The organism is Ewingella americana ATCC 33852 (assembly GCF_000735345.1).
Lineage (GTDB): Bacteria > Pseudomonadota > Gammaproteobacteria > Enterobacterales > Enterobacteriaceae > Ewingella > Ewingella americana.
The window spans coordinates 52,282-66,441 of the sequence record NZ_JMPJ01000047.1 but is presented as its reverse complement, the minus strand read 5'-3'; the positions used below and the strand labels follow the sequence as shown (position 1 = coordinate 66,441).

Annotated in this window: 12 protein-coding genes; 4 read left to right on the top strand and 8 right to left on the bottom strand. The window is 52.2% G+C overall.

The window, feature by feature from the left end; all coding sequences use genetic code 11:
• Nucleotides 1-84: 84 nt before the first annotated feature.
• Genes GEAM_RS08545 through rstA form a run of 3 tightly spaced genes read right to left on the bottom strand, consistent with a single transcriptional unit; the run spans nt 85 to nt 3,629 of the window.
• A complete protein-coding gene (locus GEAM_RS08545; RefSeq protein WP_034790539.1) occupies nt 85-1,566 on the bottom strand; it encodes a carboxypeptidase M32 in 1,482 nt (493 codons plus the stop codon).
• Nucleotides 1,567-1,590: 24 nt separating this feature from the next.
• Nucleotides 1,591-2,898 (bottom strand): two-component system sensor histidine kinase RstB, encoded by a 1,308-nt coding sequence (gene rstB, locus GEAM_RS08540; RefSeq protein WP_034790536.1) that lies wholly within the window; start codon nt 2,896-2,898, stop codon nt 1,591-1,593.
• On the bottom strand, nt 2,895-3,629 hold the full coding sequence (gene rstA, locus GEAM_RS08535; protein WP_034790533.1) for a two-component system response regulator RstA: 735 nt from the start codon (nt 3,627-3,629) through the stop codon (nt 2,895-2,897). The genes rstB and rstA overlap by 4 nt, the downstream gene beginning before the upstream one ends.
• Before the next feature lie 326 nt (nt 3,630-3,955).
• Here rstA and GEAM_RS08530 point away from each other — a divergent pair, with 326 nt between their 5' ends.
• Complete coding sequence (locus GEAM_RS08530; protein WP_034790532.1) at nt 3,956-4,369, top strand: hypothetical protein; 414 nt, start codon at nt 3,956-3,958, stop codon at nt 4,367-4,369.
• A gap of 113 nt (nt 4,370-4,482) precedes the next feature.
• Here the strand turns inward: GEAM_RS08530 and ydgH are convergent, their stop codons facing one another.
• Nucleotides 4,483-5,448, bottom strand: a complete 966-nt coding sequence (gene ydgH / locus GEAM_RS08525) for a DUF1471 family protein YdgH (RefSeq protein ID WP_034790531.1) — start codon at nt 5,446-5,448, stop codon at nt 4,483-4,485.
• Between the two features lie 535 nt (nt 5,449-5,983).
• On the opposite strand from ydgH, the gene pntA reads away from it, so the two are divergent.
• Both pntA and pntB read left to right on the top strand, forming a co-directional pair.
• Entirely contained in the window at nt 5,984-7,513 is a 1,530-nt protein-coding gene (gene pntA, locus GEAM_RS08520) for a Re/Si-specific NAD(P)(+) transhydrogenase subunit alpha (protein ID WP_034790530.1), read from the top strand.
• Nucleotides 7,514-7,523: 10 nt separating this feature from the next.
• A complete protein-coding gene (gene pntB, locus GEAM_RS08515) occupies nt 7,524-8,915 on the top strand; it encodes a Re/Si-specific NAD(P)(+) transhydrogenase subunit beta (protein WP_034790528.1) in 1,392 nt (463 codons plus the stop codon).
• An 82-nt stretch (nt 8,916-8,997) separates the two neighbouring features.
• Here pntB and uspE read toward each other — a convergent pair whose 3' ends face one another.
• From uspE to ogt, 3 genes are all read right to left on the bottom strand, one after another.
• Complete coding sequence (uspE, locus tag GEAM_RS08510) at nt 8,998-9,957, bottom strand: universal stress protein UspE (RefSeq protein WP_034790525.1); 960 nt, start codon at nt 9,955-9,957, stop codon at nt 8,998-9,000.
• Between the two features lie 170 nt (nt 9,958-10,127).
• Nucleotides 10,128-10,883, bottom strand: coding sequence for a fumarate/nitrate reduction transcriptional regulator Fnr (gene fnr, locus GEAM_RS08505; protein WP_034790522.1), 756 nt, complete (start codon nt 10,881-10,883; stop codon nt 10,128-10,130).
• 199 nt (nt 10,884-11,082) lie between these two features.
• Entirely contained in the window at nt 11,083-11,661 is a 579-nt protein-coding gene (gene ogt / locus GEAM_RS08500; RefSeq protein ID WP_419471227.1) for a methylated-DNA--[protein]-cysteine S-methyltransferase, read from the bottom strand.
• Between the two features lie 170 nt (nt 11,662-11,831).
• Between ogt and GEAM_RS08495 the strand changes: the two genes are divergently transcribed.
• A complete protein-coding gene (locus tag GEAM_RS08495) occupies nt 11,832-12,860 on the top strand; it encodes a TerC/Alx family metal homeostasis membrane protein (RefSeq protein WP_034790517.1) in 1,029 nt (342 codons plus the stop codon).
• A 58-nt stretch (nt 12,861-12,918) separates the two neighbouring features.
• Here GEAM_RS08495 and GEAM_RS08490 read toward each other — a convergent pair whose 3' ends face one another.
• A complete protein-coding gene (locus tag GEAM_RS08490) occupies nt 12,919-14,139 on the bottom strand; it encodes a glycosyltransferase family protein (protein WP_034790515.1) in 1,221 nt (406 codons plus the stop codon).
• Between the last annotated feature and the right edge of the window lie 21 nt (nt 14,140-14,160).

Sequence of the window (14,160 nt, the reverse complement as noted above, 5' to 3'; positions counted from 1 at the left end):
TGCCGAATGGGGCGCGGTTCAAACCACTCCTCATCCCAGCCTTCTCCTCTGAGAGGAGAAGGAGCTAGAGCAATTGGGGCAAACTTACAAGTAACGGCTTTCCAGATGCTTACGGAAGTATGCCGGGTTCAGCGTCTCGCCGGTGGCATTCTTAATCAGCTGGTCAGTGGTGAAACGGCTGCCGTGCTGCCAGATGTTCTGCTGCAACCACTGGAACAGGGCGGTCAAGTCACCACGGGCGATATCATCTTGTAGAGTTGGGATCGCGTGATTAGCGCACTGGAACAGCTGTGCGGCGTACATGGCGCCCAGAGTGTAAGTCGGGAAGTAGCCGAAACCGCCGTCGGTCCAGTGGATATCTTGCATACAGCCGTCGCGGTAGTTGCCCACGGTGTCGATGCCCAGATATTCCTTCATTTTGCGGTTCCACAGAGCAGGGATATCTTCGACTTCAATCTCACCTTCAATCAGCGCTTTTTCGATTTCATAACGCAGGATCACGTGCGCCGGGTAGCTGACTTCGTCGGCATCAACGCGGATAAGACCGGCTTCAACGCGCTGGTTAAGCTTGATGAAGTTGCTCTCGTCTAAACCTTCGCGCTGGCCGAACTGCTCGATAACCAGCGGATAGATAGATTTCAGGAACGGCTCGCTGCAACCCAATTGCATTTCAAACAGCAGACTTTGCGACTCATGCACACCCATTGAGCGGGCGTTGGAGACCGGCTGGCCCAGCCACTCTTTCGGCAGGTTCTGCTCATAGCGAGCATGGCCAGTTTCGTGGATAACGCCCATCATGGCGCTGAGGAATTCGTGTTCGTTGTAGCGCGTAGTGATACGCACATCTTCCGGCACGCCGCCGCAGAACGGGTGAGCGCTGACATCCAAACGCCCCGCGTCGAAGTTGAAGCCCAGACGCCCCATGACTTGCAGGCCCAGCTGGCGCTGTTTCTCGATGTCGAACGGACCCACCGGCGCGACGCGTGTTTCAGATTTCTGCTTCTCAACCACGGTTTTCAGTAGATTTGGCAGCCAGGTTTTCAGGTCACCAAACAGCTCGTCGAGCTTGGCCGAGGTCATGCCCGGTTCGTACATGTCGAGCAGGGAGTCATACAGACCAACGCCCGTGGCTTCAGAGCGCAGTTTGGCTTCCTCACGGCTCAGACGCACGACTTCACGCAGGTTTTCCGCGAAGCTGTCCCAGTCGTTGCTTTTACGCTGAATACGCCACGCGTGTTCACAGCGCGCACCAGCCAAGGATTTTTCCTGAACCAGACTCTCAGGAAGCACGGCGGATTGCTGATACTTACGGCGCATCTCGCGCAGATCGGCACGCTCCAGATCGTTCAGGTCTTCGCTTTCGGCCTGATCCAGCCATTCACCGACTTGTTTGGCAGTCAAAATTTGGTGAGATAAAACGCTAAGCTCGGCCAGTGCTTCTGAACGGGCTTTGCTGCCAGCCGGAGGCATCATCGCGGCCATGTCCCAGCCAGCGATGGCGGAGAGGTGGTTAAAGCGCGACAGGCGGGCGAAGGTACTGCGCAGTTGTGAATAAGCTGTTGTCATTATTTACTTCCTTCGAAATTATTTTTAGCGTGGTTCTGTATTGAGATTAAAAACCGTTTTGGCAGGCCAGCTGAAACGCATGCAGGCCCCGCCGAATGATGGGCTGGATTCCACGCTGACGCGGCCCTGGTACGCCACGGCAATCGAGTGAACAATAGCCAAACCTAAGCCACAGCCGCCGGTTGCACGGTCGCGGCTCGGGTCAAGACGAACAAACGGCTCGAAAACGCGAACGCGCTCTTCCTCGGGAATGCCCGGTCCGTCATCTTCCACCTGCAAACTGGCATTTTCGCCATCCAGCCACAGACTGATATGGATTTTGTCATGGGCGTAGCGCAGGGCGTTGTTCACCAAGTTATCCAGCACGCGCTCCATTAAGCGTAAATCCACTCCGCCGAAATCAATGCCTTCAGGCGCCGACAGGGTGATGCCGCGCTCGGCGTTGATCAGGCGGAAATCGTCAACCTTATCTGCCAGCCAGTCTGCCAGATTTACTTTCTCAAGATTAAGCGCAACCTGCGGTCGGTCCAGACGCGCGTAGGTCAGCAACTCATCGATTAAAGATTCGAGCTGGCCAATATCGCGGTTAATGGCCTGCTGCTCGGCCTCTGGCAGATTTTCACTGATTGCTAAACGATAGCGCAGGCGCACCAGCGGGGTACGCAATTCGTGCGCTATGCCGTCAATCAGCTGCTTTTTACTGGCGATCAGCGTGTTGATGTTGTCGGCCATCTGGTTAAACGCGATGCCCAAACGATTCAAACTGGAGGTGGAGTCGAAATTGGTTCGCTCATCCAAATAGCCGTTACCCAGCCTTTGCGCCGACTTCTCAAGCTTGAGCAAGTCCTTCCAGTGCGGGCTCATCCACAAGAAAACCGGCAGGGCGAGTGACAGGCCGATCAGCATCATCACCACCAGATCCAGAATGCGCATCTCGTGCATGTAGAACAGATAAGGAATTGGGCCGACCACCAAGACGTAGTGGCTGCGCGGCACGCGTTGAATGAAGGTGTATTCGTCATCGAGCGCGATAATCTCTCCGTCTTTCAGGCGTTTATCTAGCTCAGGGCTGAGTACGCGTTTCCCCAAAGGCTCAATATGCAGCTTAAAGGAGAGGTTGAGATCCAGCGTGTTGATGGTCTTGTTCCAATCCTTAATCGGGATTTCACGCAGTTCGCTGCGCATTAAGTACAGCGAGCTTTTCATCAAGTCGTTGAGAGACTGGCGGCCGGTTCGCTCGGCGGTGACCTTATAAACCAGACCGACCAGCATAGTCATCACCAGAAAACAGACCAGCAACAGCAGGAAAAACTGGATGAAAAGCTTTCTCATTCCTGTCCTGTCTCCCAGGCATTAGGGGCGAAAAGGTAACCTTTGTTACGAATAGTTTTAATGCGGAATGGCTCGAGGGCGTTGTCGTACAGTTTGCGGCGCAGGCGCGAAATCGCCACGTCGATGCTGCGATCTAAGCCGTCATAGCTGACGCCGCGCAGGTTCAGCAGCAGTGCCTCGCGGTCCATGATCCGACCGGCGTGAGTGGCCAGCTCCCACAGCAAATCAAAGTCAGAGGTGGAGAGAACAATTACTTCATCGACCAGCGTCACTTCGCGGTTCACCGGGTCGATACAGAGCTGGCCGAAGTGCAGCGCATTGCCACTTTGCAACGGCTTGCTGGCCGGTTTCTCTTCGCCAGCGGACTGCGGCGCATGCTGACGCAGATGCAGTCGCAGGCGCGCCAGTAACACGGCGGGAGGCGTGGTTTTGAGGATGTAATCGTTAGCGCCCATTTCCAGCGACAGAATGTGGTTCATGTCGCTGTCGAGCGAGGTCAGCAGCACGATAGGGCCGCTATAGGTAGGGCGCAGGTCGCGGCACAGAGTCATGCCGTCTTTGCCGGGCAGCATGATGTCTAGCAGCACTAAATCAGGCTTTTCACGCGCGATGCGGTCCTGCGCGGTATCACCACGGGGTTCGACCAGCACTTCAATGTCATGTTTGCCTAAATAGGCCGCAATCAGGTTACCGACTTCTGGATCATCTTCTACAAAAACGATTTTATTCATTGGATTGCTGTTAATTATTATCCGATGGTCAGCATAGCCGCAGACACAGGCTATGGCTACAAGACATGCGTAATAGGAAGTGACAGTTTTTCAGAGTTTGCGGCCCATTTATAGAGATAAACGTAGAAAAACTGACAATATTTTAACATTCACATTATGCGACACAGTATTGCGTTTTGCCCACTTAACTGACTAGCGCACTCTTCGTGAAATATGCCATTATAGAGGCGAATATACTTAACGAAATATATTACGCTGCATTATATTGTCTGATTCATTCTTCGTGCGTTTAACCGTGCTAACACTGGCCAGGAGAGGAATAGGGGATGAGCGATAATCGCCTGCTACCCGATGTGCGCAGTGAAAAAGCTTCCTTTGATTACATGGAATACCTTTCTGCATCATGCAAAAAGCAGTGGAGCTTTATCGACGCGATTTATGGAGTGCTGCCGTTCTTTGGCATGGTACTTCGATCACGCACCTCGCAAGAAAAATCTAAGCAAGAACGCCTGAGAAGTTTAGCGCTGCAAGTGGTATCAACACAGGTCAGTGATGAAACCAATATTGTGCGTTTAATTGAATTGGCGGAACAGCAGGGGCTTTATAGCGTTGATATTAATTTGCCCTATGCGCTTAACGATGAGCAGTTGAATACCATTAAAAAAGAATGCAAACACCGCTTGCAGCTATTACAAAGCAATGACCAGTTGCGCGTGGAAATCCAACAACCTGCGCACTAGTTGTATAAAGTTTTAAACTTGGTTCCAGCAGTAAAACGATAAAGAGTTTTAGTAAAACCGCATTAGCAAAAAGGCAGCCCGCAGGCTGCCTTTTGTTATTTCTAAACCGCTAATTACTTGAACAGGTCAGCGCTAACCGTCAGGTTACCACCGCTCTTGTTCTGCCACTGGCGAGTAATGTGGTAGTACTTCGCGCCTTTAGCAGCCGCACGGTTACCCACTTCCTGAGAGACGTCGGTGATGCTGTTGAAGTGGCCGGTGAAAGTGATGGAATCAAACGGAGCCATCTGTGCCGCAGTCACGTCGTTCACTTCTTGGATCTTCGCGCCGTTAGTCGCAGTCACTGTGTAACGCTGACCGGTAGAAGATTGAGTTTCGAAGAAGCGACCCACGGAACGGCTTGGGCTACTAGAAGAAGCCACGCCTGGAATTTCAACTTTCTTGGCTGCTGCACCACCGGCGGCCAGAGCGGCTTTACCTGCTTCAGAATCAGCAGGAATTGCATCTGGATCCTGTACCACGCGTTTTGCAGCATCTTTCTTATAGATGAAAGCCGTAATGTACTGGTTGCCGCCGCTGTTGGCATCAACCTGACGCACGATGAAGAAGGAGTAAGCCCCTTTCTCTTTCGCCGCTTTGGTGATGGCATCATTCACGTCTGGCTGGCTACGGAAGAAGCCGCTGACGGTGACGGTGTCATAAGGCTCAAGCAGGTAAGCCTCTTCTTTCGGTAATTCTTTTACGCCATTGATTTCGCGGTAAGTGGTTTTCTTACTGACTTCAGCCGCATCTTTTTTATAGATGTCCGCGACGACGCGCCAGTTACCGCTGTTACCTGAGCTGTTTGTGTCTTGAATATAAAAATAATCTGCACCCAGTGCATCAGCACGGCGAGAAACGGCATCTGCCGCGTCACCCAACGTGTTGAAACGACCGGAAACTATAATGCGATCAAAGGGTTTGATGGCGGCTGCTTTTTCTGGAGCAATTTCCTGGGCTGCCTGTGCTGCTGACAAGGCGGAAATAGCCGTTAAAGATAAACAGAGAGCCGATGCGATGATCGTTTTGGTCAGCTTCATAAAAAATCCTTTCACCTTGCGCAGTAATGTTGAAACGTGCTGAATTCTTGATGTGTAACAGGTTAGCGGCCGATTATTGCATGTAACAATACCGAGTGTCTCAGTAATTTATGTCATTAATGATGTTGCTAACCGCTACCTGCATCACTTTTTTTTCAGCCCATAACTTATATAAGTTTTAGGTATATTCCAAGAGGTGAAATAAATGTTAATTATTCATCTTTTGCTAACCTTAAGGCTGATTGCCCGCGGAGCTCAATGGCTTTCCTATCAGAAGAGGTTGGCAGTTCTGGTGCCAAAAGGTTAATGGGTTGCCCGTTTTTTAGCGCTTTGCGGCAAATTTCTTGCTCATCATCATGAATTAATCATTCATTCTCTGACTATTACTGCGATACGTAGATTATCAATCACAAATTCAGTAGGTTATAAACAGTCGAAAAAATCAACTTCGGTACGGTAACAATTCGACAGGTTCAGTAATAACCGCGTTAAGTCGGCTTGTTAATCATCAATAAAAAGGGTGAAGGGAATAACTATGCGTATTGGTGTACCAAGAGAACGGTTGACCAATGAGGCTCGAGTCGCAGCAACGCCGAAAACGGTGGAACAGCTGCTGAAGCTCGGCTTTACGGTGGCCATTGAGCAAGACGCCGGGAAACTGGCAAGCTTTGACGACGCGGCCTACATACAGGCCGGGGCACAAATTGTCAGTTCAGCTGACGTCTGGCACAGCGATATTGTCTTGAAGGTAAATGCGCCGGAAGGCGATGAAATTGACCAACTGCAATCAGGTACCACGCTGGTCAGCTTTATTTGGCCTGCGCAAAACGCCGAGTTAATCCAGAAACTGGCCGAGCGTAATGTCACCGCGCTGGCGATGGACTCCGTACCGCGCATTTCCCGCGCGCAATCCATGGATGCCCTCAGTTCCATGGCGAATATCGCCGGTTATCGCGCGATTGTTGAAGCCGCCCACGAGTTCGGCCGCTTCTTCACCGGGCAGATCACCGCCGCGGGTAAAGTGCCACCCGCCAAAGTGATGATTATCGGCGCAGGCGTCGCAGGCCTTGCGGCGATTGGCGCGGCGGGCAGCCTTGGCGCGATTGTCCGCGCTTTCGACACTCGCCCAGAAGTGAAAGAGCAAGTGCAGAGCATGGGCGCGGAGTTCCTTGAGCTGGACTTCGAAGAAGAGGCGGGCAGCGGCGATGGCTATGCCAAAGTGATGTCCGACGCCTTTATCAAAGCTGAAATGGCCCTGTTCGCGGCGCAGGCGGCGGAAGTGGATATCATCGTCACTACCGCGCTGATCCCCGGCCGTCCGGCTCCTAAGCTGATCACCGCCGACATGGTGGCGTCGATGAAACCGGGCAGCGTGATTGTCGACCTCGCGGCGCAAACCGGCGGTAACTGTGAGCTGACCGTCGCCGACACCATCACCGTCACGCCAAACGGCGTCAAAATCATTGGTTACACCGACTTACCGAGCCGCTTACCGACTCAATCCTCCCAGCTGTATGGCACCAATCTGGTCAATCTGCTGAAACTGCTGTGCAAAGAGAAAAACGGTGAAATCGAGATTGATTTCGAAGATACCGTGGTGCGCGGCGTGACCGTGGTGAAAGCCGGAGAAGTGACCTGGCCCGCACCGCCGATTCAGGTCTCCGCCCAGCCTCAGGCCGCCAAACAGGCCGCGCCGCAGGAGAAAGTCGAAGCCAAACCCGCGTCGCCTTACACCAAATACATCATTATGGCCGTGGCAATCATTCTGTTTGGCTGGCTGGCCAACGTGGCGCCCAAAGAGTTCTTGTCGCACTTCACCGTGTTCGCTCTTGCCTGCGTAGTGGGTTACTACGTGGTGTGGAACGTCAGCCATGCGCTGCACACGCCACTGATGTCAGTCACCAATGCCATTTCAGGGATTATTGTCGTTGGCGCGCTGCTGCAAATTGGTCACGGAGGCTGGGTTAGCTTCCTGTCATTTGTTGCGGTTCTGATTGCCAGTATCAATATTTTCGGTGGATTCACCGTCACTCAGCGCATGCTGAAGATGTTTCGTAAGAATTAAGGGGTAGCATATGTCTGGGGGATTAGTTACAGCAGCCTATATCGTTGCCGCTATTCTGTTTATATTCAGCTTGGCTGGATTGTCAAAACACGAAACGTCAAAACAGGGCAATATCTACGGCATTACCGGGATGGCTATCGCGCTGATTGCCACCATTCTCGGGCCTGACTCCGGCAACGTTGGCTGGATAATCGTCGCGATGGTGATTGGCGGAGCCATTGGTATCTATCTGGCACGAAAAGTCGAAATGACCGAAATGCCAGAGTTGGTTGCCATTCTTCACAGCTTCGTGGGTCTGGCAGCGGTGCTGGTTGGCTTCAACAGCTACCTTGACCACGGCGCGGTTGCCATGGACTCGGTAATGGAAAACATTCATCTCACCGAAGTGTTCTTGGGCATCTTCATCGGAGCAGTGACCTTTACCGGCTCCATCGTTGCGTTCGGCAAATTGCGCGGGATCATCTCCTCGAAGCCATTGGCCTTGCCACATCGTCATAAGCTCAATCTGGCGGCGTTGGTGATTTCCTTCCTGCTGATGATCACTTTCGTGCGCACCGACAGCGTCGGTTTGCAGGTGTTCTCACTGCTGATCATGACGCTGATTGCCTTGGCGTTCGGCTGGCATTTAGTCTCCTCCATTGGCGGCGCGGACATGCCAGTGGTGGTCTCGATGCTCAACTCTTATTCCGGTTGGGCGGCAGCAGCGGCGGGCTTCATGTTGAGCAATGACCTGTTGATTGTCACGGGTGCCTTGGTCGGTTCTTCCGGTGCCATTCTGTCGTTTATCATGTGTAAAGCCATGAACCGCTCTTTCATTAGCGTGATCGCCGGTGGTTTTGGTACCGATGGCTCCTCTACTGGCGATGCCGAAGAGATGGGCGAGTACCGCGAAGCCAGTGCCGAAGACGTGGCGGAAATGCTGAAAAGCGCCAGCTCGGTGATCATCACGCCGGGCTATGGCATGGCGGTGGCGCAGGCGCAGTATCCGGTTCAGGATATCACCGCTAAATTGCGCGCCATGGGCATCAAAGTTCGCTTTGGCATCCATCCGGTGGCAGGGCGTCTGCCGGGCCATATGAACGTGTTGCTGGCTGAGGCTAAAGTGCCGTATGACATCGTGCTGGAAATGGACGAAATCAACGACGACTTCAGCGACACCGACGTGGTGCTGGTCATTGGTGCCAATGACACAGTGAACCCGGCGGCTCAGGAAGATCCGCGCAGCCCAATTGCCGGTATGCCGGTGCTGGAAGTGTGGAAAGCGCAGAACGTTATCGTCTTCAAACGTTCAATGAATACCGGCTACGCTGGCGTTCAGAACCCGCTGTTCTTCAAAGACAACACCCAAATGCTGTTCGGCGATGCCAAAGAGAGCGTGGAGAATATTCTTCGCGCACTTTAATGGTTTACCAGTGGTAAAAGCAAAAAAGCCAGTTCGTGATGAACTGGCTTTTTGTTTGGCGTTTCCCGGTGAATAAAAGCTGTTATTCGTCGTCGTGCTCTTCAACGTCTTCTGAAGTAATAGGGCACTCAAAGTCATCCGGCTTAATCGCCAGCAAATCGCATTTCAGATGGTCGATCACCTGTTCAGTGGTATTCCCCAAGAAGGCGGCGGACAGGCCAGTGCGGCCGATGGTACCGATAACCACCACCCCGGCTTGCAGATGCTCGGCGAGGTCGGGGATCACTTCCTCCGGCAGGCCTTTTTCCACGTGGGTGAATTTCTCATCCAGTTGGAATTTCTGCCGCAGGGCTTTCATCGCAATCAGGTGCTGACCGCGAATAGCGTCGTTGTAAACGCTCGGGTCAAAATCAGGCAGCTCGATGGCGATATTGATTGGCGTCACCGGATAAGCGCCTACCAGATGCACCTCGGTGTGGTTCACATGGTCCGCCAGTTCGATGGTTTCTTTTACCAGCTTGATGTTGAGTGGGTCGTGATAAGGCTCTTCGCTGGACAGGTTTACCGCCACCAGCGCTTTGCCACTTTCTGGCCAAGGCTGGTCTTTCACCATCCACACCGGACACGGACATTTGCGCAGCAGATTCCAGTCGGTCGGGGTGAAAATTACGGACTCAAGGCGGTCGTGCTGATGCGCCATCTTGAGCAGCAGGTCGTGCTCACCGGCAATCACTTCCTGAATAATGGCTTCGAAAGGCTTGTTGTGCCACACCACTTTGATTTCAATCGGAATGCCGGCCTCAACGTAGTAGTGGGCCTGTTCTGCAATCCACGCGGCACGTTCGTTAATCACGCTTTGACGCATGGCTAAACGCTCGTCAGGGGAGAGCATGGTGGTCATTTCATAGGAGAAGTCATAAATCGACAGGAAGGCTTTAATGCGCCCGCCGTTTCGTTGGACCAAATAAACCGCACGTCGCAGCGCGGGTTGGTCGTCCTGATTGGGGTCAATCGCGACCAGAAGGTTCTGATACTTAGCCATGAGGAAACTCCTTAACACCTGTGATTGAACAGCGTTATAGCTCAGTGTATTAAGTACAGAGTAAACCAAGATTTAGCAATCGGACAGAGCAGAAATTGAGTCGGATCAACAAATTATTGTCTTTGCTGATCCGATCATAGAGATGACTTATTTGTGGACTATTTTATGAACTATGCGGTAACCGCCACTGAGTGGCCTGCCAGCTGTGAAAGCATCGCATGGTTTTCAATGGTGATATATTTACCTTTCACGCTAAGCATTTCCGATTTCTGGAAACGGCCTAATAAACGACTGATAGTCTCAACCGTTAAACCAAGGTAATTACCAATATCGCCACGGGTCATTGTCAGGCGGAATTCGCGCTGAGAAAAACAACGTTCAGCAAAACGGCGAGAGAGGTTGAAAATAAATGCCGCCAATCTTTCTTCAGCATTTTTCTTCGAGAGCAGCAGGATCATATCCTGGTCGCCCTTAATTTCACCGCTCATTAAACGCATCATTTGCTGACGCAAATTAGGCATTTTACCCGACAGGTCATCGAGGGTTTCGAAAGGAATTTCACAGACCATGGAGGTTTCTAAAGCTTGTGCAAAGCTCGGATGCTCTAAACCGCCGATAGCGTCAAAACCAACCAAGTCACCTGCAAGGTGGAAGCCGGTGATCTGCTCATCGCCTTGTTCTGTAATGGTGTAGCTCTTAATGGTCCCGGAGCGGATGGCGTACAGAGACTTAAGCTCATCGCCTGCTTTGAACAGTGCCTGGCCTTTCTGAATAGGTTTCTTCCTTTCGATGATATTGTCGAGTTGGTCCAACTCGTGCTCGTTGAGCGTGAAAGGAATACAGAGTTGACTAATGCTACAGTCTTGGCAGTGGATTGCACAGCCACCAGATTGGATACGACGAATAATACGTTTTTCCGGGATCATAATAGATTCACTCTGGCAATATTGATATGGGTCAATTTTAACATCTTTTGCCAGAATTGATAAGTGGGGAATATAGGCCAAAAGGGCTAAATTATTAAAATACCCGATTTTTAAAGGGATTTTTTTTCTTATTATTTGATCTCGACTGCCAAAAATAAGCCAATCGAGAATCAATAAGATCTAAATTAGATTAAATGTATTAAAAAAGTGAATTTTGTTGATCAAATAAATAACCTTCATGCACCAATAACCATTTTTTTCTTTCGACCCCACCCGCGTAGCCGGTGAGCGTGCCATTGCTGCCAATCACCCGATGGCAGGGCACCACGACGCTTATCGGGTTGGAACCATTTGCCAGCCCGACTGCTCTTGATGCCCCCGGATTACCGAGCTGTGCCGCCATTTGACCGTAAGTCATGATCTGCCCGCAAGGAATAGTGCGCAGCATCTTCCACACGGTGCGTTGGAATTCAGTCCCAGCCGTGGCGACGGGCAGAGCGTCGATGGCTGCCAAGTCTCCGGCAAAATAATCGCTAATTCGCTGCTTTATATTTTCCTCTACGCTCTCTTGGTGCAAAGAAAAGCCCGGTTTAGCGTTAGATTTGGCGGGTGACGCGGCGGAGAGGGTTGAAGACTGGTCAGGCCCATAATGGCGAACCAGCAGTTGCAGCAGTCGATGGTGAAAATCAGCCCATTCCAGCGCGCGCAGCTGGCCCTGCGGGTCAGTGATAATCTCCAGATCGCCGAGCGGGGTATCAATAGTCTCACTCTTTAACATCAACATAGGTTTCTCCGACTGTCTCTCCGACAGTTTCTCCAACAAAGACCAAGACGGGTCTCGAATTATCGCATGACCCATAGCATTTTTCGACTTTCAATACCCAACATCAGCACAACCGCTTACAATGCAACAATCGTTTAGCTTTTGTTTACTTATCAGGAAGTGCAATGCAGTCAGACTCTCTGGGATTCCCACCGGAAACCACCGCCGTTTTTGTTGTTGTCGCCGTCGCGGCGCTGCTTATTGATATTCTGGCTCATCGCAGTCACAAGCCTATCGGCCTGAAAAGCGCTTCCTTGTGGACTCTCTTTTGGATCGCCGTTTCCCTCGCTTTTGCCGGTTTCCTCTATTACCACCACGGCAAAGAGGTCGCCAGCCTGTTCCTCACCGGCTATGCCTTAGAGCAGGTACTGTCAGTCGATAATCTGTTCGTGATTATGGCGATTTTTGCCTGGTTCAAAGTGCCGGACGGCTATCGCCACCGCATTCTCTACTGGGGCGTGATTGGCGCTATCGTCTTCCGAGGCATTTTCGTGGTGATTGGCACCAGCCTGCTGGCACTCGGGCCTTGGGTGGAGATGGTCTTCGCGGTGGTCATTCTCTGGACGGCAATCCTGATGATGCGCGCGGGCAATGACGATGAAGAGTCTGACGACTATTCCGACCATATCGCCAATCGTCTGGTGCGTCGCTTCTTCCCAGTTTATCCGAAGCTGATTGGGCCAAAATTTTTGGTCACCAGCCAAGAAGTGGAAGCCGATTTAGCCAAGCCTGAAAACAAAGATTTTAGCTTCAAAGTGAAGCAGGGCGTGCGTTACGCCACGCCGCTGCTGCTGTGTATCGCGGTAGTGGAAATCTCAGACGTCATGTTCGCCTTTGACAGCGTACCGGCGGTGATTGCCGTCAGCCGCGAGCCGCTGATTGTTTATTCGGCAATGATGTTTGCCGTGCTGGGCCTGCGTACGATGTATTTTGTGTTGGAAGCGCTGCGCAAGTATCTGGTGCATCTGGAGAAATCGGTGATTTCGCTGCTGTTCTTCGTGGCGGTGAAACTGGCGCTTAACTCTAGCGACCACCTGTGGCACCACGGCTACAACATCAGCGCCATGACCAGCCTGTACGTGGTACTGGGCGTGTTGGCGCTGGGCATTGTCGCCAGCTTCCTGTTCCCCGGTAAAAAACAACAGGACGCCTAAGCGTCCCGTTTGACCTGCTTTAAAAGGGCGCCCGCTGTGGCGCCCTTACTTTTTTGGCTTACACATCACCTTCGTTATCCAGCTCTACGGCGTCATGCAGCCGGTCGAGCATATCCGGGAAGGCCGACTGCACGCGGCTCCAGCTCGGTATAAAGGGTTTCTCACTCGGCGTATCCACAAAGGCTTGTCCGGCTTCCATAATCGCTTTGGAAAACAGCTCCACTGCTGACTCTTCATTGTGACGGTCGAAGGACAAACCGTTCATCCGCGCGTCATTTTCAAAGCCGTCAATCATATCCAGCGCGTTGCGGTAGTAGGTCGCTTTCAGAATACGGAAAGACTCGCTGGTGATGTTTACCCCCAGCACCGCCATCTTGCGATACAGCGCCTTGGTGATATCAATACTCATGCGCTGCAAGCCGTTGCTGGCATCTTCCTCTGACATCGGCTGGTGTTTGTGGTCATAGTTGTCGGCGATATCCACCTGACAGATGCGTTTGGTGGCGGTATTGCGGTGCATCTCTGACAGCACGCCAATCTCCAGCCCCCAGTCGCTCGGAATGCGCAGGTCATTCAGCACGTGAGTGCGCATGGCGAATTCGCCAGAGAGCGGATAGCGGAAGGTGCGCAGGTAGTCGAGGAAATCCGAGTTACCGTAGACCTTTTGCAGTGATTTGAGCAGAGGGAACACCAGCAGGCGGCCCACGCGGCCGTTAAATTTACCGTCCGCCACACGAGCATAATAGCCTTTGCAGAAGTCATAGTTGAAGTTCGGGTTGGCCACCGGATACATCAGGCGAGCCAGCATATCGCGATTATAAGTGACAATGTCACAATCGTGCAGCCCGACCACCGAGGTGCGGCGTGAGGCGAGGGTATATCCGACGCAGAACCAGACATTGCGGCCTTTGCCCGGCTCCATCGGCGACAACCCTTTCTGCTGTAACTCTTCATCCAAGGCTTTCAGGCGCGGGCCGTCATTCCACAGAATGCGGTGGCGCTGCGGCAGGCGCGAGAAGAACTCGCGGGCAAACAAAAATTGTTCGCGATCGGCGCGGTCAAGGCCGATGACAATCTCATCCAGATAGGGGACTTTGGTCAGCTCATCAACAATCTTGGTCAGCGCCGGGCCTTCCAACTCGGAAAACAGCGAGGGCAGGATCAGCCCCATCGAGCGGCGGCCGGAGAACACCTGAAGGTCATACTCCAGCTCTTCGGTTTTACGATTGGTCAGATTGTGGAAATTGGTAATGATGCCATCCTGATAGAAATCGCTCATAGAACACACTCCCGTAAATGA

Excerpts from the sequence above, each read along its gene's own strand:
- GEAM_RS08545 (WP_034790539.1), bottom strand. The coding sequence starts at position 1,566 with ATGACAACAGCTTATTCACAACTGCGCAGTACCTTCGCCCGCCTGTCG.
- rstB (WP_034790536.1), bottom strand. The coding sequence starts at position 2,898 with ATGAGAAAGCTTTTCATCCAGTTTTTCCTGCTGTTGCTGGTCTGTTTT.
- rstA (WP_034790533.1), bottom strand. The coding sequence starts at position 3,629 with ATGAATAAAATCGTTTTTGTAGAAGATGATCCAGAAGTCGGTAACCTG.
- GEAM_RS08530 (WP_034790532.1), top strand. The coding sequence starts at position 3,956 with ATGAGCGATAATCGCCTGCTACCCGATGTGCGCAGTGAAAAAGCTTCC.
- ydgH (WP_034790531.1), bottom strand. The coding sequence starts at position 5,448 with ATGAAGCTGACCAAAACGATCATCGCATCGGCTCTCTGTTTATCTTTA.
- pntA (WP_034790530.1), top strand. The coding sequence starts at position 5,984 with ATGCGTATTGGTGTACCAAGAGAACGGTTGACCAATGAGGCTCGAGTC.
- pntB (WP_034790528.1), top strand. The coding sequence starts at position 7,524 with ATGTCTGGGGGATTAGTTACAGCAGCCTATATCGTTGCCGCTATTCTG.
- uspE (WP_034790525.1), bottom strand. The coding sequence starts at position 9,957 with ATGGCTAAGTATCAGAACCTTCTGGTCGCGATTGACCCCAATCAGGAC.
- fnr (WP_034790522.1), bottom strand. The coding sequence starts at position 10,883 with ATGATCCCGGAAAAACGTATTATTCGTCGTATCCAATCTGGTGGCTGT.
- ogt (WP_419471227.1), bottom strand. The coding sequence starts at position 11,661 with ATGTTAAAGAGTGAGACTATTGATACCCCGCTCGGCGATCTGGAGATT.
- GEAM_RS08495 (WP_034790517.1), top strand. The coding sequence starts at position 11,832 with ATGCAGTCAGACTCTCTGGGATTCCCACCGGAAACCACCGCCGTTTTT.
- GEAM_RS08490 (WP_034790515.1), bottom strand. The coding sequence starts at position 14,139 with ATGAGCGATTTCTATCAGGATGGCATCATTACCAATTTCCACAATCTG.